Source organism: Variovorax sp. YR752 (assembly GCF_943372545.1).
Genome location: NZ_CALRZC010000014.1, coordinates 1 through 23,341 on the forward strand (window position 1 = coordinate 1; position 23,341 = coordinate 23,341).

29 protein-coding genes are annotated in these 23,341 nt (G+C 63.6%); 27 read left to right on the forward strand and 2 right to left on the reverse strand.

Features of this window, described 5'->3' with window-relative positions; translation table 11 throughout:
• The 12 genes from AAG801_RS05125 to AAG801_RS05180 all read left to right on the forward strand — a co-directional run.
• The coding region (locus AAG801_RS05125; protein WP_341887456.1) for a hypothetical protein at nt 1–721 on the forward strand (721 nt) is incomplete at its 5' end.
• Complete coding sequence (locus AAG801_RS05130) at nt 718–3,705, forward strand: T6SS effector BTH_I2691 family protein (protein ID WP_341887457.1); 2,988 nt, start codon at nt 718–720, stop codon at nt 3,703–3,705. The genes AAG801_RS05125 and AAG801_RS05130, both read left to right, overlap by 4 nt.
• A complete protein-coding gene (locus AAG801_RS05135) occupies nt 3,698–4,780 on the forward strand; it encodes a DUF6708 domain-containing protein (RefSeq protein ID WP_341887458.1) in 1,083 nt (360 codons plus the stop codon). Before AAG801_RS05130 ends, AAG801_RS05135 begins: the two co-directional genes overlap by 8 nt.
• Nucleotides 4,781–4,823: 43 nt before the next feature.
• Nucleotides 4,824–5,183 (forward strand): hypothetical protein, encoded by a 360-nt coding sequence (locus tag AAG801_RS05140; protein ID WP_341887459.1) that lies wholly within the window; start codon nt 4,824–4,826, stop codon nt 5,181–5,183.
• Nucleotides 5,180–5,698, forward strand: coding sequence for a hypothetical protein (locus tag AAG801_RS05145; RefSeq protein WP_341887460.1), 519 nt, complete (start codon nt 5,180–5,182; stop codon nt 5,696–5,698). Before AAG801_RS05140 ends, AAG801_RS05145 begins: the two co-directional genes overlap by 4 nt.
• 126 nt (nt 5,699–5,824) lie before the next feature.
• Nucleotides 5,825–8,749 (forward strand): type VI secretion system Vgr family protein, encoded by a 2,925-nt coding sequence (locus AAG801_RS05150; protein ID WP_341887461.1) that lies wholly within the window; start codon nt 5,825–5,827, stop codon nt 8,747–8,749.
• The gene (locus tag AAG801_RS05155) at nt 8,746–9,882 is read left to right on the forward strand and encodes a hypothetical protein (protein ID WP_341887462.1); all 1,137 of its coding nucleotides are present in this window, start codon (nt 8,746–8,748) and stop codon (nt 9,880–9,882) included. Before AAG801_RS05150 ends, AAG801_RS05155 begins: the two co-directional genes overlap by 4 nt.
• Before the next feature lie 4 nt (nt 9,883–9,886).
• Nucleotides 9,887–10,630, forward strand: a complete 744-nt coding sequence (locus tag AAG801_RS05160) for a hypothetical protein (protein ID WP_341887463.1) — start codon at nt 9,887–9,889, stop codon at nt 10,628–10,630.
• Nucleotides 10,631–10,697: 67 nt separating this feature from the next.
• The gene (locus AAG801_RS05165) at nt 10,698–11,663 is read left to right on the forward strand and encodes a LysR substrate-binding domain-containing protein (RefSeq protein ID WP_341887464.1); all 966 of its coding nucleotides are present in this window, start codon (nt 10,698–10,700) and stop codon (nt 11,661–11,663) included.
• A 136-nt stretch (nt 11,664–11,799) separates the two neighbouring features.
• Entirely contained in the window at nt 11,800–12,384 is a 585-nt protein-coding gene (locus AAG801_RS05170) for a Dps family protein (RefSeq protein WP_318646642.1), read from the forward strand.
• A gap of 102 nt (nt 12,385–12,486) precedes the next feature.
• Nucleotides 12,487–13,350, forward strand: a complete 864-nt coding sequence (gene ubiA / locus AAG801_RS05175; protein WP_341887465.1) for a 4-hydroxybenzoate octaprenyltransferase — start codon at nt 12,487–12,489, stop codon at nt 13,348–13,350.
• A gap of 15 nt (nt 13,351–13,365) precedes the next feature.
• A complete protein-coding gene (locus AAG801_RS05180; protein WP_341887466.1) occupies nt 13,366–13,833 on the forward strand; it encodes a MaoC/PaaZ C-terminal domain-containing protein in 468 nt (155 codons plus the stop codon).
• 6 nt (nt 13,834–13,839) lie between these two features.
• On the opposite strand, the gene proC is transcribed toward AAG801_RS05180, so the two are convergent.
• The gene (gene proC / locus AAG801_RS05185; RefSeq protein ID WP_341887467.1) at nt 13,840–14,697 is read right to left on the reverse strand and encodes a pyrroline-5-carboxylate reductase; all 858 of its coding nucleotides are present in this window, start codon (nt 14,695–14,697) and stop codon (nt 13,840–13,842) included.
• Complete coding sequence (locus tag AAG801_RS05190; RefSeq protein ID WP_341887468.1) at nt 14,694–15,872, reverse strand: esterase-like activity of phytase family protein; 1,179 nt, start codon at nt 15,870–15,872, stop codon at nt 14,694–14,696. Before AAG801_RS05190 ends, proC begins: the two co-directional genes overlap by 4 nt.
• A 215-nt stretch (nt 15,873–16,087) precedes the next feature.
• Here AAG801_RS05190 and rplN point away from each other — a divergent pair, with 215 nt between their 5' ends.
• The 15 genes from rplN to rpsD all read left to right on the forward strand — a co-directional run bounded on the left by rplN (nt 16,088) and on the right by rpsD (nt 23,297).
• Nucleotides 16,088–16,456, forward strand: a complete 369-nt coding sequence (rplN, locus tag AAG801_RS05195) for a 50S ribosomal protein L14 (protein WP_009124801.1) — start codon at nt 16,088–16,090, stop codon at nt 16,454–16,456.
• Between the two features lie 12 nt (nt 16,457–16,468).
• Nucleotides 16,469–16,801, forward strand: coding sequence for a 50S ribosomal protein L24 (gene rplX, locus AAG801_RS05200; RefSeq protein ID WP_062474813.1), 333 nt, complete (start codon nt 16,469–16,471; stop codon nt 16,799–16,801).
• 11 nt (nt 16,802–16,812) lie between these two features.
• Nucleotides 16,813–17,352: a 50S ribosomal protein L5 gene (gene rplE / locus AAG801_RS05205; protein ID WP_056576993.1), complete on the forward strand. Its 540-nt coding sequence runs from the start codon at nt 16,813–16,815 to the stop codon at nt 17,350–17,352.
• Between the two features lie 8 nt (nt 17,353–17,360).
• Nucleotides 17,361–17,666 (forward strand): 30S ribosomal protein S14, encoded by a 306-nt coding sequence (gene rpsN / locus AAG801_RS05210; protein ID WP_101491467.1) that lies wholly within the window; start codon nt 17,361–17,363, stop codon nt 17,664–17,666.
• Nucleotides 17,667–17,686: 20 nt separating this feature from the next.
• Complete coding sequence (gene rpsH / locus AAG801_RS05215) at nt 17,687–18,082, forward strand: 30S ribosomal protein S8 (RefSeq protein WP_056516708.1); 396 nt, start codon at nt 17,687–17,689, stop codon at nt 18,080–18,082.
• Between the two features lie 24 nt (nt 18,083–18,106).
• Nucleotides 18,107–18,640: a 50S ribosomal protein L6 gene (gene rplF, locus AAG801_RS05220; protein WP_099793808.1), complete on the forward strand. Its 534-nt coding sequence runs from the start codon at nt 18,107–18,109 to the stop codon at nt 18,638–18,640.
• A gap of 14 nt (nt 18,641–18,654) precedes the next feature.
• Nucleotides 18,655–19,020: a 50S ribosomal protein L18 gene (rplR, locus tag AAG801_RS05225; RefSeq protein WP_056577252.1), complete on the forward strand. Its 366-nt coding sequence runs from the start codon at nt 18,655–18,657 to the stop codon at nt 19,018–19,020.
• Nucleotides 19,021–19,038: 18 nt separating this feature from the next.
• Nucleotides 19,039–19,557: a 30S ribosomal protein S5 gene (rpsE, locus tag AAG801_RS05230; protein ID WP_099793806.1), complete on the forward strand. Its 519-nt coding sequence runs from the start codon at nt 19,039–19,041 to the stop codon at nt 19,555–19,557.
• Between the two features lie 35 nt (nt 19,558–19,592).
• On the forward strand, nt 19,593–19,775 hold the full coding sequence (gene rpmD, locus AAG801_RS05235) for a 50S ribosomal protein L30 (RefSeq protein ID WP_019653974.1): 183 nt from the start codon (nt 19,593–19,595) through the stop codon (nt 19,773–19,775).
• A gap of 11 nt (nt 19,776–19,786) precedes the next feature.
• The gene (rplO, locus tag AAG801_RS05240; RefSeq protein WP_101491466.1) at nt 19,787–20,218 is read left to right on the forward strand and encodes a 50S ribosomal protein L15; all 432 of its coding nucleotides are present in this window, start codon (nt 19,787–19,789) and stop codon (nt 20,216–20,218) included.
• A 27-nt stretch (nt 20,219–20,245) separates the two neighbouring features.
• Nucleotides 20,246–21,559: a preprotein translocase subunit SecY gene (gene secY, locus AAG801_RS05245; protein WP_101491465.1), complete on the forward strand. Its 1,314-nt coding sequence runs from the start codon at nt 20,246–20,248 to the stop codon at nt 21,557–21,559.
• Between the two features lie 64 nt (nt 21,560–21,623).
• Nucleotides 21,624–21,737 (forward strand): 50S ribosomal protein L36, encoded by a 114-nt coding sequence (gene rpmJ / locus AAG801_RS05250; protein ID WP_013544106.1) that lies wholly within the window; start codon nt 21,624–21,626, stop codon nt 21,735–21,737.
• 23 nt (nt 21,738–21,760) lie between these two features.
• Nucleotides 21,761–22,126 (forward strand): 30S ribosomal protein S13, encoded by a 366-nt coding sequence (gene rpsM / locus AAG801_RS05255; RefSeq protein ID WP_101491464.1) that lies wholly within the window; start codon nt 21,761–21,763, stop codon nt 22,124–22,126.
• A 12-nt stretch (nt 22,127–22,138) separates the two neighbouring features.
• Nucleotides 22,139–22,543 carry a 30S ribosomal protein S11 gene (gene rpsK, locus AAG801_RS05260; protein ID WP_009124825.1) on the forward strand — a complete coding sequence of 135 codons (405 nt, stop codon included), beginning with the start codon at nt 22,139–22,141 and terminating at the stop codon, nt 22,541–22,543.
• Nucleotides 22,544–22,673: 130 nt separating this feature from the next.
• Nucleotides 22,674–23,297: a 30S ribosomal protein S4 gene (rpsD, locus tag AAG801_RS05265; RefSeq protein WP_056576976.1), complete on the forward strand. Its 624-nt coding sequence runs from the start codon at nt 22,674–22,676 to the stop codon at nt 23,295–23,297.
• The last annotated feature ends 44 nt before the right edge of the window (nt 23,298–23,341 follow it).

Consider the following 23,341-nt stretch of genomic DNA (forward strand, 5'->3'; position numbering starts at 1 on the left):
TACGTTCGACATGGCCTTGGCCGAGCGCGAGGCCTCGCAAGCCGATGGCCTGGCATCGGACGGCACAGGGATACACCGCATCAGTTGGCTGCAAACCAGCCTGTTTGCCGAAGACCTTGCCGAGGTGATGGCGTCGATGCTGCGCGTAAACACGTCGGGCTGGACCGACGCGCGCTACATGCGGCTTGCGGATCGCCGTGTCTTTGATTGGTTGCGGCATGTGGTGGGCGATGTGCGTGTCGCCTCGCAGTTCGGCCGCCTCCGGCGCTGGGTCTATCTGGATGCACGCGGACGGATCGTACAACTGACGCATGCGAGCGATGAGATCGCGCCTCTGCGTCTGACGGCTGAAGAATGGGCGCTCTTCATGCAGGGTGAGTGGATGCATGTGACTGCAGCTCGGTGGCTCGGCGAACTCGCGCGATCGGACGATCGCGCTCTGTGGGAGCGCGCGCGGCAAGACGACGGTATGTACGCGCGGATTGCAGCATCGCTCGACCGAACCGAGCTGGCGGTGCAGCGATGGCCCTCGCGCTTCGCTCATGCCCGAGATCGAAGCGCGTGGGCTGCCCTCGATCTGCTGCATCCTGGGATTGAACGCGATGTTCGCGCGCAGGCCGCTTTGCACGCGCCACCCGACGACGAGGGCGAGCCCGTTGAAACCATGCACACCCTGAGCGGCACCTTGCGCTCTTTGATGTTGAAAGGCACCCCCTCATGAGCATCACCCCCTCCCCCGCCGGCTGCGAGACCTGCAACAAGAGCGGCCTGTCGCTGCTCTTGCTGCGGCCCAGTCCGGTTGCGAAGAAAGGCCCGCTGGTGCCATTGGGCGCAGATGCCGTCACGTCCGATGAGGCGTTGGTCAAAGGGTTGGTTCCTAGCCGGGCTTTGACGGAGAGCCGCTATGCATTGCGCTTGCTGCGTGCTGGCTTCATACACGTCTACATCGAGACACCGCCTCCTGGCGTGAAGAACTGGTTGATCTACCGGGTCACCGAGAGCGCGGACCTCGTCGCGCAAGGAAATCCGGTTTTTGCGCAGATGCCACGACCTGAGGCCTGCTACCGCAAGGAACACAACGCGGCCGGCATGCGTCTGCTGCATATCCCGCAAGCGCACAGGATCGATGCCGTATGGATTGCCTACAGCGCCAACCTGTGGAACGACAAACTGCAAAAGGCCAATGCCGCCAATCCCCAGGTGATGCAGAAGGTCAGCCTTGCCGGTGGCTCGCCGAATACTTTCAAGCCGACGGTGGCGGCGCTCAAGGAAAAGGTTCTTGAATGCGCGTTGATGACCCTGTGCATCAACAAGGGCCTGGAGCAAGACTTTCGGTTCAACACTTTGGCCGTGAACGTGGAGAGCCTGGCTGGAAATTTGGTGAAAGCGGCGCAGTGCCACCCGAAGACCCAAGGCAAAGAACTGGCTGTAGTGCTACGCGACCCGGTGGGTCTAGCCGCCGAATTGAATGCCCTGAGGCTGCGGCGACAGGAGGTCAGCGACCAGTACCAGATGCGCCCCGAAAACCGGCAGCCCGTGGAAGTCAATAAGGCCATCGAACTCTTCAAGGGCAATCTTATCGCCGACATCGACGCGCGATCGATGGATGCGGTGTCACCTGTCATGACCCACGGGGCCTACACCGACATCATGCGCGTCAAGCCCAATCCCAAAGGGTGGCCGGAGGAAACGCAGTGGGAACCCATCGAGGACAAAGCGGAACTGCTTCAACGGGGTCCGGGGGCGGGCAGGGTGACCTTCCCTGACCAGCCACAGCGTGCACGGACATGGGCCACCAGGCAAGTCGAAGCGACGTGGTCCAGGATGGACAAGTACTACGACGAAGGGCACCGCAGTGCCTGGAAAACCGACTACGCCAAGCACATGGAAGAGCACCATCTCAAAGAGCTCAAACGCTTCGAGGCCGACTGGGGCGCAGCGCTCGAGGGCCATGTGCTGCCTTACTTTGCGACGCACTTTGATGCGAAAGACAAGAACGACCCGAAGGAGGTGGCGCGCCGCGGCTGCTGCGCCGGCGAGGTGTACAGCCGCGAAGCCTGGCTCGCCTACTCGCCCGCGCCCTTGACCAACGCATGCGAATGCGTGTTCGAAGCGCAACTGGACGCCGACATCCAGGACGATCGCGCCGTGATGCTGCGCGCCGTGATGGCCAACCAGGCCAGCCTGTGGGAGCAACTCGCCGCCGACTCCGGAGATGGGGACGGCAAGCGGGACAAGATTTACGACTTCATGAAGGGGTTGATTGGCGAGACGAAAGGCACGTTGACGCCACAGCGCCTGGCGTGGCTGACCAATGTCACCCTGGGCTTCTCGGTCGGCATCACCAGCGCGCTGGCCTCCGCTGCCATGCAAGGTGCCACAGCGGCCATCGACAAAGCCAAAGGCGCGCCGATCGATCCCAAGGCACTGGCTCGGTTGTCGATCGCTCAGAGCATGGCCCTCATTCACCGCGCAAGCGAAGAAGCGCTGGCCGCATCGTTGGCCGGCCGCAAGCCGAATGCGCCCGTGTTCTTCATCGCCCATTTCGACCCCGACACCGCACAGCAAATCATGCAAGGCCGAGGCCGGCCGGTGAACAAGAAAACCCGCCGCGAATGGGCCAGGAAAGGCCGCGTGGCCATCGGCATCTACAGCGACGCCGACACCGTGACCAAGCTCAACGTCAAGCCGGAAGTCGTCACGCGCGAACTGGCGATCCAGGCCCAGCAGGTGCACTTGCAGGAGCAGGCGCCCGCGTTCAAGAAGTCTCTGAGCGCGGGGGCCGTCGCCGGCAGCGTGATGGTGATGCCCGTGGAGAAATTCATGGGCATTTACGAAGCGCATCGCAAAGAAGCCATGCGCGCGCCCTCGCTCGTGATGGGATCGCTCAAGCAAGGCGCGCTATCGCTCGACGGGCGCCTGGCCGTGGGCAGCATGATCGCGCAGGGGCTGGGCATCGTGCATGGGCTGGGCAACTACAACAAGGCCAAGGAAGAAGGGGACGCGCAAAAGATACGGGATGCGCAGCTCAGCCTGGCGGATGGTGCGGCCGGGTTCGCGGGTGGATTTCTGGAGCTTGCGGGCGCCGTGTGGGAAGCGCGGTTGATCACGACGGTGGGCGAAGCCGGGGCCAGGGCCAGTCCGCTTTTGTCGTTCGTGCGTGGTCTGGCCTTCGGCGCAGGCGCAGCCGGCAATGCGGTGAATGCCGTGATGGCGTTCCGGGCAGCGGCGGTGCAGGAGGAGAAAGGGAACGTTGAACTAGGTCGTTGGATGTACCGAGCAGGCATCTTGTTCGGTGGCGGTGGCGTTCCTCTCAGCATCTTGGCCCTTCACTCCGCTGCCGAAGCCGCCGTCAAGCGCGGCCTGATCTGGGGCGCCGGCGAAGCCATGGTGTCACGTGTCGGCACGGCGCTGGCCACCCGTGCGCTGCTCCTGTCCGTGCCCGGCTGGGGTTGGCTGCTCACCGGCATTGCCGTGGGCCACACGGTCTATGTGGCCATGGTCACGCCCACGCCGTTCCAGCAATGGCTCAAGGGCTGCTACTTCGGCAAGCCCGATGGCGGTGGTGTGGCCAAGCGCGACAGCTGGACCGCGGAAGAGGACGCCCTCAAGAAGATGCAGGAAGAGGTGATGAGCGACGCAGAGAAACAGCAAAAGCAGCGGAAGGCGCTCAACGACCGGCTGCAGGAGACCACGCGTGCGTAAGAAAATCAAAATGCAGCCCGTTGACGTGGAGGCTGCGATCCTGGCCGACATTGCGGCGCGGCAGGCCGCAAAAGACGAGACAGCATCGGCGCCCATAGGCGGCGTGCAGCGGCGCTTCAACAGGAAGGACAGCGCCAGCGCCAATCCTTCGGCATTGGGCAACGTGTATGCGGTATACCCCGATGCGATTCAACTGATGGAGCCTTCGGGTTCGGCGCAGTTGCGAGGGCTTGGGTTGCTGGTGTTCTTGTTTGCAGGTGGTTCTTGCGCTTGGCTGCTCGTGGAGATGCCACAAGGTTTTTACTACTACTACCAAAAGCTTGGGTTCAGCTTCATGGATGTTCTGGTCTATGGCCTTCTCTTCTACTTCATCATCTTCGTCGCCCGCCACTGGATCGTCGCTGCCTGGCGCCTGGACATGTTCTCCGCCGACAACCAGCCCACTATCTTCGACCGCAAGCACCGTAAGGTGTATCGGCTGTTCACGCCGCCTGATGGCTCTCAGGACAAGTGGACGCAGAAATTCAAGCCGATCCGGCTGGATATGGTGGCCTATGACTGGAACGACCTCCGCGCCGAATACAGAGCCGAAGTGGTCACCAGTGGCCAGACCGTCAGCCGCATCCACCGGCTCGTGATGATCGTCCATGGCCAAGGCAAGGACGCCGATAAAACCATCGCCGAATTCAATATCGGCAACAGCATGGCGATGGGGCCGAATACCGTACCCATGCTGTGGGAGCACATCCGCCGCTTCATGGAAGAAAGAGGCCCTGGCGTGCCCGAAGGCGAGCCCTTGCAGAACTTCGAGCGCCCGAGAACCCTGTGGCAAAGCATGGGCGTGGTCAGCCCCTTCGGGCCGAAGTTCGGCTGGTGGTGGGAGGCCAGCCCGTTCCTGACCAGCGTGGTTCTGTTGGCCTTCCCGTTCTCCTTCCCTTTCGCCATGGCTTGGGCGGTCTGCAACCGGATCAGCCACATGACCATGCGCAAGACGATCTGGCCGGATGAGGTGCATCGGCGCATTGGGCAGGCGACGCGCAGCGCGGATGCACTGGGCTATTCATCCGATCGTTGATGGTCCCTATCCATTGAGAAGTTACCCGATTTCAGGAGCCGACTTGAAAGTCAAAAGCAACCAGATCGACAACGACGAATCTTCGATCGATCGGCCAATGGCAGCGCGTCATTTTCTCTTGGCGCTTCTGTACCTTTTGGCAGTCGTCGCTTGCGGCTTAGCCGCCTGGTTCGCATTTGCGGCGAACGCCAAGGCAACTCTGGCCTTGGGTGTTGTCGCGTTGATCTTGCAAGCGATCGCGCATTTCTACGCGAAAGCAACGGCGGCCTCAGCTACCGAGGGCAAAGGTCGGTCATTGCAGGCAGGAGTTGACGTCATGGAGCTGTGCTCCGCGTGCTACGCACAAGTTCCGATGGAAGCACCGGCGTGTCCTCATTGTGGAAAACACCGCCTAGCCTCATGAAGCGATTGCTGCTGTCTGTTGCAGTTTTTGTTGCAGTCCTCATCGCGTCGGCGGTGGCGTACCGCGGCTATCGGGTGAGCACGAGCACTTCCGACACTTCAACCGCGGTATCGAGCGATGAGAGCCGGGCCCAGGGAAGGCTGTTGGCGAAGCTTCGTTTCGATGCGCCGTCTTTTGGCGATTGCTCGGTCCATGACGCGTGGCTGGAAAAGTCCTCCACGTTCGTGACGCGCAGCTGGTTCGGCATTCGTCTGGGCAAAGAGACCATTCCGACAGCCGCCATCCATGTGGTCCTCAACATTCCCAAGGACCCATTCCAGTCTGCGGAAAGCTTGAGCTTCGACGAGACGAATCCGACCGCCTCCGACTTGGGGCTGACGGGTTCGTTCACCCAGACCGTCACGATCAACGCGACGCGCTACCGGCTGTTCGGATCGAACACCGTGTTTCCGCCGCCTGCGGTCATGAAATTCAGCTGTGGCACAGCAAACGCACATGCAACGTTGGCGAACTAGGATTTTTCCGGTCCGCGCGATGTCGATCGGCCAGTCCCTGAACCGACAGGACGGGAAGATCGCGCGCGGCCATGCATCGAACGAAGACCGGCATGACCGGCACCGACACCAGGGAGGTGGATAACCATGTCATCAGACACGTCAAGCAGCGTCATGCCGACCTATGGCGCCGCGCCATGGAAACTCGAAGGCCTGAACGTCGCGCGGCTTTCGGAGCAGGCGCGGCTCATCAAGCTGCAGCTGCCCGCGTCGGCGCCGCAGAACGCTGTCGTCGTCGAGCGCTTCACCGGCACCGAGGGCCTCAACGAGCTCTTCGAGTTCACCATCGACACCCTCGCCACGTCGAGCGAGTTCGATCCCTTCGCGCTGATCGGCGAAGAGCTGAGCCTGCGCCTGTTGCTGGCCAATGGCAGCTTTCGCACCTGGCACGGCTACCTCACGGCCGTCGATGCGCTGGGTGGTGACGGCGGCCTTGCGCGCTACCGGTTGCACCTGCAACCCTGGCTCGTCGCGCTCGGTCTGCGCCGCGACAGCTTCGTGTACGCGGTTAAGCACGTGCAGGACATCGTCAGCGAAGTGTTCGCCGACCACACGACTGCGAGCTTCAGTTTCGAAGTCACGCAGGAGATGCCCGTGCGGCCCACCTGCGTGCAGTACCGCGAGTCGGACCTCGCCTTCGTGCTGAGACTGCTGGCGGAAGAAGGCCTGAGCTTTCGCTTTGAGCATGAGCAGCAGTCGGCAAATGGCAGCAGCACGGGGAACAACACCACGCCCTCGCACCACCGCCTCGTGATCTTCGACCGCACGGCGACCCCACCCGATTGCGCCTTGCCGCAGATCCGCTTTCACCGCGTCGACGCCACCGAGTCGACCGACGCCATCACTGCATGGAGCAGCCGACGCCAGGTTGCCACCAACGCCGTCATGCGCAACGCCTGGGACGCCAGCGTGCTGCAAGCGCCCACCGGCGCGGTGCAGAGCGCGCTCGCGATGAGCGACGTGCCCGTGCTGGAGCACTACGACGGCGCCGGCGCGCAGCGCTACGCAGACAGTGCCACCGCCGCCCGTCGTGCCGAGCAGCAACTCGTAGCGTTTGAATCACGGATCAAGCGCTACAGGGCGGCGGGCAGCGTGCGACAACTCGGCGCGGGTGAACGCTTCACCCTCACGCAGCACGACCGCTACGAGGGCAGCCGATTCCTCGCGCTGCGTGTCTCCCACGAAGCCGCGAATAATCTCGGCGCGCAAGCGGCACAAGTGCTCGAAGCAAGCGAGCTCGAGAAGGGCAGCTACCGCAACAGCTTCGAAGCCCAGCCCGCCGAGGCGCAGGTCGTGCCGCTGTGGCGACCCAAGCCCACGGCCCCCGAGGCCATGGTCGCGCTCGTGGTCGGTGCCGATGACGACGAGGCACCGACCGCCGTCCACACCCAGCGTGATCATCGTGTGCAGGTGCGCTTCCATTGGCAGGCCCAGCGTGCGGGCCAGCAGCAATCGACGAGCAACGGACAAGGCAGCCTCGTCGCAGCCGGTCGCCACGCCAGCAACCGCCAGTCCGTCTGGCTGCGCGTGGCCGCGCCGGTGGCGGGCCCCAACTGGGGCGCCCACCACCTGCCGCGCGTCGGCTCCGAAGTGCTGGTGTCCTTCATCGAAGGCGACATCGACCGGCCGGTGGTCGCCCAGCAGCTCTACAACGGACAAGACCTGCCGCCCTGGTCGGCCGGCACCGATTCATCAGCCAACCATGCGGGCGTGCTCTCGGGCTGGCACAGCCGCGCGCTCGACGGCAGCGGCTACAACCAGTGGATCGCCGACGACGCGCCCGGCCAGGTACGCACCCGCCTGGCCAGCTCGCACGCGGCCAGCCAACTGAACCTGGGCCACCTCAACGCCCAGTCACCCGACGAGAGCAATCGCGGCGCCTGGCGCGGCACCGGCGCCGAGCTGCGCTCCGACGCCTGGGTCGCCACGCGCGCCGGCGAAGGTCTGCTGATCTCCACGCTGGCCCAGGAACGGGCGGCGGGCAGCGTGCAGGACACCACCAGCGTGCGCGGCCAGCTCGGGGGCGCGCTGCGCGAGGCGCAGAAGCTGTCTGATGCGGCCGGCGGTGCGAAGGCGCTGGCACTGAGCGCCACGGCGCTGCTGCAGCCGCTCATCGACGACATCGACCCGCAGAAGAACGGGCACTACCCGGGCAACGTCAACGGGCAGGACGCGCGCGAGCCGAAGGGCGGAGAAGGCGCAGGTTCGCGCGAAGGGCAAGACCCCGTACCTGCCTTTGCGCGTCCGCTCATAGTGCTCGATGCAGCCATGAGCCTGAACATGGCCACACCCGCCAGTGCCACGGTGTACGCGGGCGAGGCGATCCATTGGACCGCGCAGGCGCAGGCCCACGTTGCAGCGGGCAAGACCGTGAGCTTCGCGGCTGCCAAATCCATGGGCCTTTACAGCCACGAAGGCGGCATCCAGGTCATCGCGCAGGACGGGCCCGTGAGCGTGCAGGCGCATACCGACGAACTCGAATGGCTGGCCAAGGAAGGCTTCACGGTCACCAGCAGCAGCGACGAGATCCACGTGCTGGCCCAGAAGAAGATCACGCTCAAGGGTGGGCAGACGAGCATCGAGCTGGACGGGATGAACATCACACTGAAGATGCCCGGGCTGCTGGATGTGAAGGGGACGAGCAAGAGCTTTGTGGGGCCGAAGGGGAATCCGGCGGAGTTGATGGGGCTGCCGATGGGGTTGACTACCGAGCCCAAGCATTTCATCGAAGTCGAACGTCGCTACTACGACACGGATGCGGTCCAAGGGGCGGACGTCAAGGTGACGTTCTCGGACAAGAGCGTTCGCAGGGGCAAGCTGGGATCGGATGGGCAGTTGCGCTTCGATGGTGTGCCGGCCGGTGCCGCAGACATCGAGATCGGCGAAGACGCCAGGGAATGGCAAATCGATCCCGTCGAGGAGTCTCCGTCCAACCCCGCCTACGGGAAGGACGTGACACCTGAACAGGCCATGGCGCTCTACGCGCTGGTTTTCGGTTCGGAGGACAAATGAACGACGCGCTCGATTGGTTCTGGGGCGTCCTGCAGGGCGACTTCAACGAGGATGCCAGCCTGTCGCAAACAGTCGTCGGCAGCATCATCACCGCGATTCCCATCCTTGATCAGCTCGCGGACATTCGCGACGTGATTGCCAATTTGCACCAGCTCTCGAAAGACTCGGGCGACAAGTGGAAATGGATCGCGCTGGCCATCACGCTCATCGGCCTCATCCCGGTTCTGGGGAGCTTGCTGAAGGGGGTTTTCAAGTCGCTGGTGAAATTCCTCAAGCAGGGCGGCAAGTATGCCGACGAGGCACTGGAGACGATCCTCGCGATCATCCGTGGCGCCGGCAAGGGAGACCCGGTCAAGTGGCTCAAGAACCTGCCGATGGATCAGTATGCGAAGAATGCCGTCAAGCGGTTCGACGAGATCACGCAGAAGATCATTCTTGGCATCTCCGATGTGCGGCACCGGTGGCTGACCCGGAAGTTGCTGGGCGACAACGTGAAGCGGCTGGAGCTGGTCGAGCAGCAGATCGCGAAGTTGAGGGGCATGGGGCAGGCCAAGATTCCCGAAGTCATGCGGTTCCTCAAGTCCGAGCTCGACAAGCTGCTGGAGCGGGCCAAGCCCGCGAAGCTGGATGGCGCAACCGACACGGCCAATACCCTGGCGCACAGTGCCAAGCCGCTGCTTCGGCTCGACTATGAAGTGGCGGTCAAGCGCCGCGTCGGCGGCAAGGTGCAAAGCATGCGCGCCGCAGGCAAGAGCGAAGAGGAGATCGCGAAGGCCGCGAACGCCGAGCGCCGTGCGCTTGGCAAGGAATTCAAGGACAAGACCGACCCCGAGCTTCGGGAGGTCATCTACAAGCGCAACCAGGCGCTGTATGGCGACCCGCTGGGTCCGAAGTACGAAGACCTGAAGCGCGGCTATGTCATTCATCCCAAGACACGCGAGCGCGTGAATGTCGGCAAGGGGCAGCCCAAGACCGACGCCCAGATCATCGAAGGCGCCCAGAATGCAGGGGGCGACGACATGCCGTGGGACCTGATCATGGAGTTCTATCGCCAGAAGAAAACCGGTGACCCTGCGAAGGCGGCCAAGCTTCTCCGAGAAATCGACGCGATCGTCAACCGAGCAAAGAAATAGTTCCATGTGGCTCTACCTGCATCACACCGCCTCCGACCTCATCGACCTGGACCCCGCAACCGGCCGTTGGCGCCCGGTCGACGATGCCGAGAAACCGCCGGGCGCCTCGGTGCTCGCTGATCTGCCGGTCAAAGGCGGCTACACCATCGAGAACGACAAGCGCTACTACAGCTATTGGACGGACGACGAGAAGTTCGTTTTTCGCAGCGACGACGGCGCCGCGTTCGAGATCTGCCAGAAGCGTGGCGACGGCTCCGTGGTCATGCTCTCGCCCATCCTCCGAAGCGAGATCGCGCCTTCGCGGTATGGCGATGGGCGGTTGCGGCAAGGCTTCAGCCAGTTCCGGTTGATCGATGCTGCGACAGGCAATGTCGTCTTCGATCTGGACTACAACGCCGAGCGTTATCAGCGCCTGTACCAGTCCGACTTCACCGCCGCGGCGGCGGAGCAGGATCTGTCCGATTGGGATTTCTTCGTCGCCTTGCAGGGCGCCATCGAGATCTTCCAAGAGCGCGCCGCATCCGGCCGCGTCGCGTTCTCCGCGGAGGTCGATGGTTCGGCGCAGATCCAGGGGCAACGCATGCGCCGCGATGAGCTGCTGTTTGCAGATTCAGGCCAGAGCTGCCCACGCTCGGGCATCTGGGCCTGCCTGACCGATCTGCGCGTGAGCGTGGCCGTCACGCAGGGCGAACCGATGCCCTCGAATGGCGGGCAGTCGGTGCAATGGGTCTGGAGCCGCACTGCCTGAGCGCAGCCGCGACTTTTAACCCCGCCCCAGCCGGGTCACAAGCCCTTGCGCATAATTGACGCAAGCTATGACTCTCACCGAACTCAAATACATCGTCGCAGTCGCCCGCGAGCGGCACTTCGGCAAGGCGGCCGAGGCCTGTTATGTGTCCCAGCCGACGCTTTCGGTGGCCATCAAGAAACTCGAGGACGAACTCGAGGTCAAGCTCTTCGAGCGCAGCGCCGGTGAAGTGACCGTGACGCCGCTCGGCGAGCAGATCGTCCAGCAGGCGCAGAGCGTGCTCGACCAGGCCGCCAGCATCAAGGAGATCGCCAAGCGCGGCAAAGACCCGCTGGCCGGCCCGCTGAACCTGGGCGTGATCTACACGATCGGGCCGTACCTGCTGCCCGACCTGGTGCGCCAGGTGATCTCTCGCACGCCGCAGATGCCGCTGGTGCTGCAGGAGAACTTCACAGTCAAGCTGCTCGAGATGCTGCGCGCCGGCGAGATCGACTGCGCGATCATGGCCGAGCCCTTTCCCGACACGGGCCTGGCGATGGCGCCGCTGTATGACGAGCCTTTCATGGCGGCGCTGCCCGTGAAGCACAAGTTTGCCGACCGCGAGTCGATCACGTCGGAAGAGCTGCAGAACGAGACGATGCTGCTGCTGGGCACGGGCCACTGTTTTCGCGACCACGTGCTCGAGGTGTGCCCCGAGTTCGCGCGCTTCTCGAGCAACGCCGAGGGCATCCGCAAGAGCTTCGAGGGCTCGTCGCTGGAGACCATCAAGCACATGGTGGCCTCGGGCATGGGCGTGACGCTGGTGCCGCGCCTGTCGGTGCCGGCCGAGGCGCTCAAGCCCAAGGGCAAAGGCCGCAAGGACTCCGAGCAGATGGTGCGCTACCTGCCCGTGCGCGACGCGCAGGATCGCGACCCACCGATGCGCCGCGTGGTGCTGGCCTGGCGCCGCACCTTCACGCGCTACGAGGCGATTGCGGCGCTGCGCAACGCGATCTACGCGTGCGAGCTGCCGGGTGTCAAACGACTCTCCTAGCGATTCGGGGCCTTCGCCTACGCGCGGGCTGTTTGGGATCGCTGATCGCTGGGATAGAGTGAGGCTGTTGCGAAGCCGCCTGCCGGCTTTCAGAATTTCGGTGTTGTCACCCAACTTCAAGAAAGACCCCTCCGCCATGGCCAAACCCCCGAAAAAGACCAAGTCCCCGTCGCCCGCTTCTTCTGCCGGCAAGGTGCCCAAGAAGGGCGGCGCCGTCGTCGCGCAGGAGTCGGGCAGCCGCAATGCGCCGCTGATCAACATCGGCATCGAGCGCCAGGACCGCGCGGCCATTGCCGAAGGCCTGAGCCGTGTGCTGGCCGACACCTACACGCTGTACCTCACGACCCACAACTTCCACTGGAACGTGACGGGTCCGCACTTCAACTCGCTGCACGCGATGTTCATGACGCAGTACACCGAGCTGTGGGGCTCGACGGACGTGCTCGCCGAGCGCATCCGCGCACTGGGCCACTACGCGCCGGGCTCGTACGCCGAGTTCAGCAAGATCGCCACCGTGCCCGACGTGCCGCAGACCCCGCCCAAGGCGATGGAGATGGTGCGCATCCTCGTGAAGGGCCACGAAACGGTGTCGCGCATCGCGCGGGAGTTCATTCCGGTGGCCGAAGAGGCCGGCGACGATCCGACCGCCGACATGCTGACCGCGCGCTGCACGGTGCACGACCAGACGGCCTGGATGCTGCGCTCGCTGCTCGAGGACTGATGACGTCGGCCTGATCTCCCGGCACCTCTGATGTGTCGGGAGCCCCTTCAAAGAGAGCGGCACAATGGCCGCTCTTTTGACGTCTGCCTTGCCGCTTTTCGCATGCCTCTCGCCCGCCGTTTTGCGCTCTACCTCGATTTGATCCGCTGGAACCGGCCGGCTGGCTGGCTGTTGTTGCTGTGGCCCACGCTGGGCGCGCTCTGGTTCGCGGCCGACGGCTGGCCCGGTTGGCACCTCGTCGTGGTGTTCACGCTCGGCACCTTCCTCATGCGCAGCGCCGGCTGCTGCGTCAACGACGTGGCCGACCGTGAGTTCGACCGCCATGTGAAGCGCACGGCCCAGCGGCCCGTGACGAGCGGCGCGATGTCGGTCAAGGAGGCGCTGGGGCTGGGCGCGGTGCTGGCGTTGCTGTCCTTCGGGCTGGTGCTCACCACCAATCGCACGACGGTGCTGTGGTCGTTCGCGGCGCTGGCGATCACGCTGATCTACCCGTTTGCGAAGCGCTTCGTGTCGATCCCGCAGGCGGTGCTGGGCGTCGCCTTCAGTTTCGGCATTCCGATGGCCTTTGCCGCGGCGCAGTCGACAGTGCCGGCCTTTGCCTGGTGGCTGCTGGCGGGCAACCTGTTCTGGGTGCTGGCCTACGACACCGAGTACGCGATGGTGGACCGCGACGACGACCTGAAGATCGGCATGAAGACCTCGGCCATCACCTTCGGCCGTTTCGACGTGGCGGCGGTGATGGCCAGCTACGCGATCTTCCTGGCGGTCTGGATCTGGGCCGGTGCCAGCCGGTCGCTGGGGGCGCTCTTCTATGTGGGCATTGCCGTGGCGGCGGCGCAGGCGTTCTGGCACTGGCGCCTGATCCATGACCGCACGCGTGACGGCTGCTTCAAGGCCTTCCGCGAAAACCACTGGCTGGGCTTCGCGGTGTTCGTCGGCATCGTGGCCGGCTATGCCATCCGATAAAGCAAGAGGACGCACATGCTTGACCGCCTGACACAGAAGATCGGCCAGGAGGGCCTGTCCGAGTGGCATGCCATCACGCAGCAGATGGTCGACCAGTACGCGGTGCTCTCGGGCGATGGCGAAGGCGAGTGGATCCACCTTGATCCGGAGCGCGCAGCCCGCGAGGCGAGCTACGGCGGAACGATCGTGCCGGGCTTCTTCCAGGTCTCGCACCTGATCCGGCTGACCGACGAGGCGATGCGCACGCTGCTGCCCTTCGATTCGAACCACGCGCTGAACTACGGCTTCGACCGCCTGCGCTTCGCGAGGCCGATGCCGGTGGGCGCGCGCTTTCGGGCGCGGGTGCGCATTCTCAGCGCGACGCCCAAGGGAGAAGACGGTTTCCTGTTGAAGGAAGAGGTGCTGCTCGAACTCGAGGACGGCACGGTCACGCTGGCGGCCGAGTGGCTGTTCTTTCTCGGCCCGCGTGCGCTCGCTGGCTGACCCGCTTCAACCGCGGCCGAATTCCTCGCCCAGCTCGGCGGCCCGCGTCTGCGCTGCGCGGATGGCGGTCTTGAACTGCGCCTTGACGTTCGCGCCTTCCAGCGAGGTGATCGCCGCGTAGGTGGTGCCGCCCTTGGACGTCACGCGCTCACGCAGCACGGATGGTGGCTCGGTCGCGCTGTGCGCCAGCGCCGAGGCACCAGTGAACGTGCCGATGGCCAGCCGCTGGGCCTGGTCGGGCGTGAGGCCCATCTCGACGCCGGCTTCGGTCATCGCTTCGATGAAATAGAACACGTAGGCTGGGCCGGAGCCCGACAGGGCGGTCACCGCGTCGAGCGCGGGTTCGGTGTCGACCCAGATCAGTTCGCCGGTCGGCGCCAGCAGTTGGCCGACGCGCGCACGGTCGGCGCCGTCGACGCCCGGTCGCGCGAAGAGGCCGGTCATGCCCTTGCCCACCAGCGCGGGCGTGTTGGGCATGGCGCGCACCACGCGCTCGGTGCCGAGCCAGCGGGCGATGCTGTCGGACGGAATGCCAGCGGCCACGCTCAGGTGCAGGGCGTCGCCGGCAAAGGCGCGCACCGGGCGGGTGGCTTCTGCGAAGGTCTGGGGCTTGACGGCCCACACCACCACGTCGCAGCGCGCGAGGGCCTCGGTGGCCTCGGCCTGGGCCACGATGCCGAAGGACTGGGTCAGCTTGGTGCGGGCGTCTTCGAAGGGCTCGACCACCTCGAAGTTGTCGGCCGCAACGCCTTGCTGGATCAGGCCGCCGATGATGGCGCTGGCCATGTTGCCGCCGCCGATGAAGGCGATGGGGGGCAGGGGGCCCGGCGCGGTGCGGGGCAGGAAGGTCACGGCGATGGTCATGGTCGGTCGGTATAGGCGAAGGCGGCGAACTGCGTCACTTGCAGCGGGTTGAAATTGTCGTCGCTCACGACCACCAGCAGGCGGCGGCCGTCGGGCAGCGGTGGGCCCCAGCACATGCCCTCGGTGTTGTCGAGGCGCGAAAGGCCGAGGGTGGCGAAGTCGGCCACGAGCGTCTTGGCGGCCGGGCGGTGGTTGCCGGGCGCGAGGGTATCGATGGCGAGCACGTCGTCGGCGGCTCGGGTGTCTATTTCATACAGGCGCAGCGAATTGCCGGCGCCCGTGGCGTAGGCGCGCTCCAGCACCAGCATGCGGTGGGCGTCGAGCATCAGCACTTCGCTCACGCCGTTGTCGGCATAGGTGCCCGGCACGAGCGGGCGCAGCGGAATGGCGTCGGGCACGTAGGCGATCTGGCGCACGACGCGGCCGGTCGACAGGTCGACCTGGGTGAAGCGGCAGGGGCCGCCGGGGGCGGAGGTGGTCGGGGTCGAGCCGTCCTGGATCAGGGCGTTTTCCATCGCGAGCCAGGCCGAGCGGTCGTCGGGCGTGAGGGCCAGGCCTTCGAACGTCAGGTTGTCGCGCGGGCCGCGGCGCTGGGCCGGGTCCGGGGCGAACATCGCCGGCAGGGCGAATTCGCGCAGAAAGCGGCCGTCGCGCGCTGATTCATAGAGGGCGGGGCCGAAACCGCGGGCGATGTCGCCTTCGCTGGTCCACAGCAGGGTGCCGGCCAAGGGGCGCAGCCGCAGGGCTTCGGGGTCGGGAACGGGCAGGCCGGCGACTGCCTGGCGCCGCCCGGGCCAGGGGCCGCCACCGGGGCGTTGCAGTTGAACAACGCCGGTGGGTTCGGGGGCGGCGTCGGTCGGCAGGGGCCAGCGGGCGGTGTAGCAGCGCACGGGCGCCAGGTCTGACCGGTCATCGCTGAGAAGCAGGTACTCACCTTTGGCGGGGTCATAGTCGATGCCTGACAGGCCGCCTGCTGTGGTGCTCTCTATAGAGCGTCGATGCGCCCAGCGGGCTTCTCCCAGGCGCTGCAGCCGGCCCGTGTCTGAGGCCGGTGCTGCGCTGCGGCATCCCGCGAGCCCCAGTGATCCCAGCCCCAGCAGGCTTGCGCCGCCCGCCAGCAGGCGTCGGCGCAGCACAGAAGGCGGCGAAATGAGGGGGTGGGTGGGGGCGCGCACGCCACAAAGTCTAGCGGCTGTCGAAGTTCGCGTAATGAGGCAGTTGACATCCCCGGATATGGGTGCCACAATCGCGGGCTTCGCTTTCAAAAGGCGAAGCTTTCAGCCCAAAGCGGAAGCATCTCGAGTGGTTCGAGGTGTGGACGACGGGCCCAAGACTGACCGCGGTGTCTCCCTCCTGGAGGCTCATCGGTACAAGTTGGGAATATCAAGAAATGATCCAAACTGAATCCCGGCTCGAAGTGGCCGACAACACGGGCGCGAAATCCGTCCTGTGTATCAAGGTGCTCGGTGGCTCCAAGCGGCGTTACGCCAGCGTGGGCGACGTCATCAAGGTCAGCATCAAGGAAGCCGCTCCGCGTGGTCGCGTCAAGAAGGGCGAGATCTACAGCGCAGTGGTGGTCCGCACCGCCAAGGGCATCCGTCGTGCTGACGGTTCGCTCGTCAAGTTCGACGGCAATGCCGCCGTGCTGCTCAACGCCAAGCTGGAGCCTATCGGCACCCGCATCTTCGGACCGGTCACGCGCGAACTGCGCACCGAGAAGTTCATGAAGATCGTGTCGCTGGCACCTGAAGTTCTCTAAGGACACAACGCCATGAACAAGATTCGCAAAGGCGACCAGGTCATCGTGTTGGCCGGTCGTGACAAGGGCAAGCGCGGCGTCGTGTCGCTGCGCGCAGACGATTCGCATGTGATCGTCGACGGCATCAACCTCGTCAAGAAGCACACCAAGCCGAACCCCCTCAAGGGTACGACCGGTGGCATCGTCGAGAAGACCATGCCGATTCACCAATCCAACGTGGCGATCTTCAATGCCGCTACCGGCAAGGCCGATCGCGTGGGCATCAAGGTCACCCAAGGTGCCGACGGCAAGCGCGTGGCTGTTCGCGTCTTCAAGTCGAGCGGCGACGAAATCAAGTTCGCCTAAGAGGTACTCACATGGCACGTCTCCAACAACACTATCGCGAGAAGATCGCGAAAGACCTGACGGAAAAGTTCGGCTACAAGTCGCCGATGCAAGTTCCGCGTCTCACCAAGATCACCCTGAACATGGGTGTGGGTGAAGCAGTCGCCGACAAGAAGGTCCTCGACAACGCTGTCGCCGACCTGACCAAGATCGCTGGCCAGAAGCCTGTGGTCACCAAGTCGAAGAAGGCCATCGCCGGCTTCAAGATCCGCGAAAACCAGCCGATCGGCTGCATGGTCACGCTGCGTGGCGTGCACATGTACGAGTTCCTGGACCGTTTCGTCACCGTGGCCCTGCCCCGCGTGCGTGACTTCCGTGGTATCTCGGGTCGCGCATTCGACGGCCGTGGCAACTACAACATCGGCGTCAAAGAGCAGATCATTTTCCCTGAGATCGAGTACGACAAGGTCGACGCCCTGCGCGGTCTCAATATCAGCATCACGACGACGGCCAAGACCGACGAAGAAGCCAAAGCGCTTCTCGCTGGCTTCCGTTTCCCGTTCAAGAACTGAGGCGAACCATGGCTAAACAATCTTTGATCCAGCGCGAACTCAAGCGCGACAAGCTGGTTGCCAAGTTCGCTGCGAAGCACGCTGAGCTGAAGGCAATTTCCAACGACGCGAAGAAGAGCGACGAAGAGCGCGCAGCAGCCCGCCTGGGCCTGCAGAAGCTCCCGCGCAACGCGAACCCCACGCGCCAGCGCAACCGTTGTGCAATCACCGGTCGCCCCCGTGGCACCTTCCGTCAATTCGGTCTGGCCCGCGCCAAGATCCGCGAACTGGCTTTCAACGGCGACATCCCCGGTGTCACCAAGGCCAGCTGGTAAGCCAGGCAGGAGCAAACAACATGAGCATGAGTGATCCCATTGCCGACCTGCTGACGCGTATCCGTAACGCGCAGATGGTGGCGAAGCCCACTGTGTCGATCCCGTCTTCTAAGGTGAAGGCTGCGATTGCACAAGTCCTGAAGGACGAAGGCTACATCGACGGCTTCGAAGTGAAGACCGATGCCGGTAAGTCCGAACTCGTCATCACGCTGAAGTACTACGCTGGCCGCCCGGTCATCGAACGTATCGAGCGCGTGAGCCGCCCCGGCCTGCGCGTCTACAAGGCCAGCGCAGCCATCCCGCAAGTCCAGAACGGCCTCGGCGTTGCGATCGTCACGACCCCCCAGGGCGTGATGACCGACCGCAAGGCTCGCGCTACCGGTGTCGGTGGCGAAGTTCTGTGCTACGTCGCCTAACCGAGACATCGAGGAGTTACTGAAATGTCCCGAGTAGGAAAAATGCCGGTCGCCATCCCCGCAGGTGTGGATGTGTCGATCAAGGAAGACCAGATCAGCGTCAAGGGCACGGGCGGCACGCTCAACCTGGCTCGCAATGCGCTGGTGAATGTCGTCAGCAATGACGGCAAGCTGAGCTTCGAGCCCGCCAACGAATCGCGTGAAGCGAATGCGATGAGCGGCACGATCCGTCAGCTGGTGAACAACATGGTGGTTGGCGTGACCAAGGGCTTCGAGAAGAAGCTCAACCTGGTCGGCGTCGGCTACAAGGCTGCAGCGTCCAACAACAAGTTGAACCTGCAAGTCGGTTACTCGCACCCGGTCAACATCGACATGCCGCAAGGCATCACGGTGACCACCGCGACCCCGACCGAAATCGTGATCAAGGGTGCTGACCGTCAGCGCGTTGGTCAAATCGCCGCTGAGATCCGCGCTGTTCGTCCGCCTGAGCCTTACAAGGGCAAGGGCATCCGTTATTCGGACGAGAAGATCGTGATCAAAGAGACCAAGAAGAAGTAAGGGGCAGCAAAATGATGTTGACCAAAAAAGCACAGCGTCTTCGCCGCTCGCGCCAGACCCGCATCCGCATCGCGACGCAGGGCGTGGCCCGCCTCACGGTGAACCGCACCAACCTGCACATCTATGCCACCGTCATCTCCGACGACGGCACCAAGGTGATCGCAACCGCATCGACGGCCGAAGCCGAAGTGCGCGCAGCACTCGGCGCCTCGGGCAAGGGTGGCAATGCCGCCGCTGCCACCGCCATCGGCAAGCGCATCGCTGAAAAGGCGAAGGCTGCCGGCGTCGAGAAGGTCGCTTTCGATCGCGCAGGTTTCGCCTACCACGGCCGCGTCAAGGCGCTGGCCGAGGCAGCCCGCGAAGCCGGTCTGCAGTTCTAAACGGACACGAGATTCAAAATGGCAAAGATTCAAGCAAGAACGCAGAACGAAGGTCCTGAAGACGGTTTGCGCGAGAAGATGATCGCGATCAACCGCGTCACCAAGGTGGTGAAGGGTGGTCGTATCCTCGGTTTCGCAGCACTGACCGTGGTCGGTGACGGTGAAGGCCGCGTCGGCATGGGCAAGGGCAAGTCGAAGGAAGTGCCTGCTGCCGTGCAGAAGGCAATGGAAGAAGCCCGTCGCAACCTGTTCAAGGCTGCGATCAAGAACGGCACGCTGCACCACCAGGTGCAAGGCCATCATGGCGCCGCCAGGGTCGTGATGTATCCGGCTCCCAAGGGTACCGGCATCATCGCCGGCGGCCCGATGCGCGCCGTGTTCGAAGTCATGGGCATCACCGACATCGTGGCCAAGAGCCATGGTTCGTCGAACCCCTACAACATGGTTCGCGCCACGCTCGACGGGTTGAAGAACTCGACGACGGCCGGCAATGTGGCTGCCAAGCGCGGTCTCACCGTCGAAGAAATCTTCGCCTGAGCGCAAGCTCTCGCAAGGCTGAAGGAAGCATTCAAATGACGCAACAACAAACCCTCAAGGTGCAGCTGGTGAAGAGCCCGATCGGCACCAAGGAATCGCATCGCGCGACCGTGCGTGGCCTCGGCCTGCGCAAGCTCAACAGCGTGAGCGAGCTGCAAGACACGCCCGCAGTGCGCGGCATGATCAACAAGATCAGTTATCTGGTCAAAGTTCTGTAAGAGAGACTGATATGGAACTCAATGGCATCAAGCCGGCAGCTGGCGCCAAGCACGCCAAGCGTCGTGTCGGCCGCGGTATCGGCTCCGGCATCGGCAAGACCGCAGGTCGCGGTCACAAGGGTCAGAAGTCGCGTGCGGGCGGTTTCCACAAGGTTGGTTTCGAAGGCGGCCAAATGCCGCTGCAACGTCGCCTGCCCAAGCGTGGTTTCAAGTCGCACCTGCTGAAGTTCAACGCCGAAGTCACGCTGACTGCTCTCGAGCAGCTCGGCCTGGCCGAAGTCGATGTCTTGGCACTGAAGCAAGCCGGCCTCGTGGGCCAGCTCGCCAAGGTCGTCAAGATCATCAAGACCGGCGAACTCACCAAGGCCGTCAAGCTGACGGGCGTGGGTGCGACCGCTGGTGCCAAGGCTGCGATCGAAGCAGCCGGCGGCAGCTTCGCCTGATCACCTTCGGACTGAAAGAAGTTCTTCGTGGCAACTAACGCGGCAACGATCGCAAAAACAGGCAAGTTCGGCGACCTCCGTCGTCGGCTCGTCTTTTTGCTGCTCGCGCTCGTGGTCTATCGGATTGGCGCGCACATTCCTGTGCCGGGTATCAACCCGGACCAGCTGGCAGCGCTCTTCCAGGGCCAGCAGGGCGGCATTCTGAGCCTGTTCAACATGTTCTCGGGCGGGGCGCTCTCGCGCTTCACCGTGTTCGCGTTGGGGATCATGCCGTACATCTCGGCGTCGATCATCATGCAGCTGATGACCTACGTACTTCCGACCTTCGAGCAATTGAAGAAGGAAGGCGAGGCCGGTCGCCGCAAGATCACGCAGTACACGCGCTATGGCGCGCTCGGCCTGGCTCTGTTCCAGTCGTTCAGCATCGCAGTGGCCCTCGAATCGTCGGCCGGTCTGGTGATCGCTCCCGGTTTCGGCTTCCGCCTGACCGCCATGGTGAGCCTGACCGCTGGTTCGATGTTCCTGATGTGGCTCGGCGAGCAGATCACCGAACGCGGCCTGGGCAACGGCATCTCGATCCTGATCTTTGCAGGTATCGCGGCCGGTCTGCCGGGCGCTATCGGCGGCTTGGCTTCGCTGGTGACGACCGGTGCGATGAATCCCATCGTTGCGCTCTTCATCATCGCTGTCGTGGTGCTGGTCACCTACTTCGTGGTGTTCGTGGAACGCGGTCAGCGCAAGATCCTCGTGAACTATGCGCGGCGCCAGGTTGGCAACAAGGTCTACGGCGGTCAGTCGTCGCACCTGCCCCTGAAGCTGAACATGGCCGGTGTGATTCCTCCGATCTTCGCGTCGTCGATCATTCTGCTGCCGGCAACGGTGGTGGGCTGGTTCAGCACCGGTGAAGGTGGCTTCCGCTGGATCAAGGACATCGCAAGCGCACTGCGCCCGGGCGAGCCGATCTATGTGCTGCTGTATGCCGCTGCGATCGTTTTCTTCTGCTTCTTCTACACGGCACTCGTGTTCAACAGCAAGGAAACGGCCGACAACCTGAAGAAGAGTGGTGCATTCATTCCTGGCATTCGCCCGGGTGACCAGACCGCTCGCTATATCGACAAGATTCTGGTTCGCCTGACGTTGGCCGGCGCGGTGTACATCACCTTCGTCTGCCTGCTGCCCGAGTTCCTGATCCTGAAGTACAACGTGCCGTTCTACTTCGGTGGTACCTCCCTGCTGATCATCGTGGTTGTCACGATGGACTTCATGGCCCAGGTGCAAAACTACATGATGTCCCAGCAGTACGAATCGCTGCTGAAGAAGGCGAACTTCAAGACATCGTAGGGCTGTGTTTCAGTTTTGAGTCCGGGCGGTAGACCGCCACGTTAAACAGTTTTAGGAGAATGAAATGAGAGTTTCGGCTTCGGTCAAAACCATCTGCCGTAATTGCAAGGTCATCCGCCGTAAAGGTGTGGTGCGTGTGATTTGCACCGACCCGCGCCACAAGCAGCGCCAGGGTTGATTGAAGAGTATTAGAGGACGCACATGGCACGTATTGCTGGCATCAACATCCCGCCGCACAAGCACACTGAAATCGGCCTGACCGCCATTTTCGGAATCGGTCGCACCCGCGCCCGTCAAATCTGCGAAGCGAGCGGCATCGAATATTCGAAGAAGATCAAAGATCTGACCGACGGCGATCTCGAGAAGATCCGTGACCAGATCGCTCTGTTCACGATCGAAGGCGATCTGCGTCGCGAGACGACGATGAACATCAAGCGTTTGATGGACATCGGCTGCTATCGCGGCTTCCGTCACCGTCGCGGCCTGCCGATGCGCGGCCAGCGCACGCGCACCAATGCCCGCACCCGCAAGGGTCCGCGCAAGGCTGCGCAGTCCCTGAAGAAATAAGGATAGACAAGCATGGCTAAAGCACCTGCAAACAACGCCGCACAGCGCGTTCGCAAGAAGGTTCGCAAGAACGTTGCGGACGGTATCGCCCACGTGCATGCCTCGTTCAACAACACCATCATCACGATCACCGATCGCCAGGGCAACGCCCTGTCGTGGGCTTCGTCGGGTGGCCAGGGCTTCAAGGGCTCGCGCAAGTCGACCCCGTTCGCTGCGCAGGTCGCTTCCGAAGTGGCCGGCCGTGCTGCTGTCGAACAAGGTATCAAGAACCTCGACGTCGAGATCAAGGGCCCCGGTCCTGGTCGCGAGTCGTCGGTGCGCGCCCTGGCTGCGCTCGGCATCCGGATCAATTCCATTGCCGACGTGACGCCCGTTCCGCACAACGGCTGCCGTCCCCAGAAGCGTCGCCGCATCTGATCGTCAGTCCGCAAGGCGCAGCCAGCTTTCGAGCGGCTGCGCATTTGTTTTTTCACTAAGCCCACCGCCATCGGCACATCCGCCGACGGCTCCCGCAGGCAACTGCGGCAGATGACACCAAGGAAATACCGTGGCACGTTACCTCGGCCCCAAGGCCAAACTTTCCCGCCGTGAAGGCACCGACCTGTTCCTGAAGAGCGCCCGCCGTTCGATCCAGGACAAGGCCAAGTTCGACTCCAAGCCCGGCCAGCACGGTCGCACCTCGGGTCAGCGCACCTCCGACTACGGTCTGCAGCTGCGTGAGAAGCAGAAGGTCAAGCGCATGTACGGCGTGCTCGAGAAGCAGTTCCGCCGCTACTTCGAAGAAGCCGATCGCCGCCGTGGCAACACCGGCGCCAACCTGCTGTTCATCCTTGAGTCGCGCCTGGACAACGTGGTCTACCGCATGGGCTTCGGCTCGACGCGCGCCGAAGCACGCCAGCTCGTGTCGCACAAGGCGATCACCGTGAACGGCCAGTCGGTCAACATCCCGTCGTACCTGGTCAAGACCGGTGACGTGATCGCCGTGCGCGAAAAGTCGAAGAAGCAGAACCGCATTGTCGAAGCGCTGCAACTCGCCCAACAAGTCGGCATGCCGGCCTGGGTCGATGTGAACGCCGACAAGGCCGAAGGCACCTTCAAGAAGGTCCCGGATCGCGACGAATTCGCAGCCGACATCAACGAATCGCTGATCGTCGAACTGTATTCGCGTTGATTTTCTCTACCCGCCTGCGCGTCTGTGCGCCGGCGGGAGATTGA

Bases quoted from the DNA above. Each gene is read 5' to 3' on its own strand.
- proC (WP_341887467.1), bottom strand. From the start codon at position 14,697: ATGACCATCGCCGTGACCTTCCTGCCCCGCACCGCGCCGGGCCCCCTG.
- rplF (WP_099793808.1), top strand. From the start codon at position 18,107: ATGTCCCGAGTAGGAAAAATGCCGGTCGCCATCCCCGCAGGTGTGGAT.
- rpsK (WP_009124825.1), top strand. From the start codon at position 22,139: ATGGCTAAAGCACCTGCAAACAACGCCGCACAGCGCGTTCGCAAGAAG.
- AAG801_RS05150 (WP_341887461.1), top strand. From the start codon at position 5,825: ATGTCATCAGACACGTCAAGCAGCGTCATGCCGACCTATGGCGCCGCG.
- rplO (WP_101491466.1), top strand. From the start codon at position 19,787: ATGGAACTCAATGGCATCAAGCCGGCAGCTGGCGCCAAGCACGCCAAG.
- AAG801_RS05165 (WP_341887464.1), top strand. From the start codon at position 10,698: ATGACTCTCACCGAACTCAAATACATCGTCGCAGTCGCCCGCGAGCGG.
- AAG801_RS05145 (WP_341887460.1), top strand. From the start codon at position 5,180: ATGAAGCGATTGCTGCTGTCTGTTGCAGTTTTTGTTGCAGTCCTCATC.
- AAG801_RS05170 (WP_318646642.1), top strand. From the start codon at position 11,800: ATGGCCAAACCCCCGAAAAAGACCAAGTCCCCGTCGCCCGCTTCTTCT.
- rpmD (WP_019653974.1), top strand. From the start codon at position 19,593: ATGACGCAACAACAAACCCTCAAGGTGCAGCTGGTGAAGAGCCCGATC.
- rplX (WP_062474813.1), top strand. From the start codon at position 16,469: ATGAACAAGATTCGCAAAGGCGACCAGGTCATCGTGTTGGCCGGTCGT.
- rpsM (WP_101491464.1), top strand. From the start codon at position 21,761: ATGGCACGTATTGCTGGCATCAACATCCCGCCGCACAAGCACACTGAA.
- AAG801_RS05160 (WP_341887463.1), top strand. From the start codon at position 9,887: ATGTGGCTCTACCTGCATCACACCGCCTCCGACCTCATCGACCTGGAC.
- rpsN (WP_101491467.1), top strand. From the start codon at position 17,361: ATGGCTAAACAATCTTTGATCCAGCGCGAACTCAAGCGCGACAAGCTG.
- rpsH (WP_056516708.1), top strand. From the start codon at position 17,687: ATGAGCATGAGTGATCCCATTGCCGACCTGCTGACGCGTATCCGTAAC.
- rplR (WP_056577252.1), top strand. From the start codon at position 18,655: ATGTTGACCAAAAAAGCACAGCGTCTTCGCCGCTCGCGCCAGACCCGC.
- ubiA (WP_341887465.1), top strand. From the start codon at position 12,487: ATGCCTCTCGCCCGCCGTTTTGCGCTCTACCTCGATTTGATCCGCTGG.
- rplE (WP_056576993.1), top strand. From the start codon at position 16,813: ATGGCACGTCTCCAACAACACTATCGCGAGAAGATCGCGAAAGACCTG.
- rpmJ (WP_013544106.1), top strand. From the start codon at position 21,624: ATGAGAGTTTCGGCTTCGGTCAAAACCATCTGCCGTAATTGCAAGGTC.
- AAG801_RS05155 (WP_341887462.1), top strand. From the start codon at position 8,746: ATGAACGACGCGCTCGATTGGTTCTGGGGCGTCCTGCAGGGCGACTTC.
- rpsE (WP_099793806.1), top strand. From the start codon at position 19,039: ATGGCAAAGATTCAAGCAAGAACGCAGAACGAAGGTCCTGAAGACGGT.
- rplN (WP_009124801.1), top strand. From the start codon at position 16,088: ATGATCCAAACTGAATCCCGGCTCGAAGTGGCCGACAACACGGGCGCG.
- AAG801_RS05130 (WP_341887457.1), top strand. From the start codon at position 718: ATGAGCATCACCCCCTCCCCCGCCGGCTGCGAGACCTGCAACAAGAGC.
- AAG801_RS05180 (WP_341887466.1), top strand. From the start codon at position 13,366: ATGCTTGACCGCCTGACACAGAAGATCGGCCAGGAGGGCCTGTCCGAG.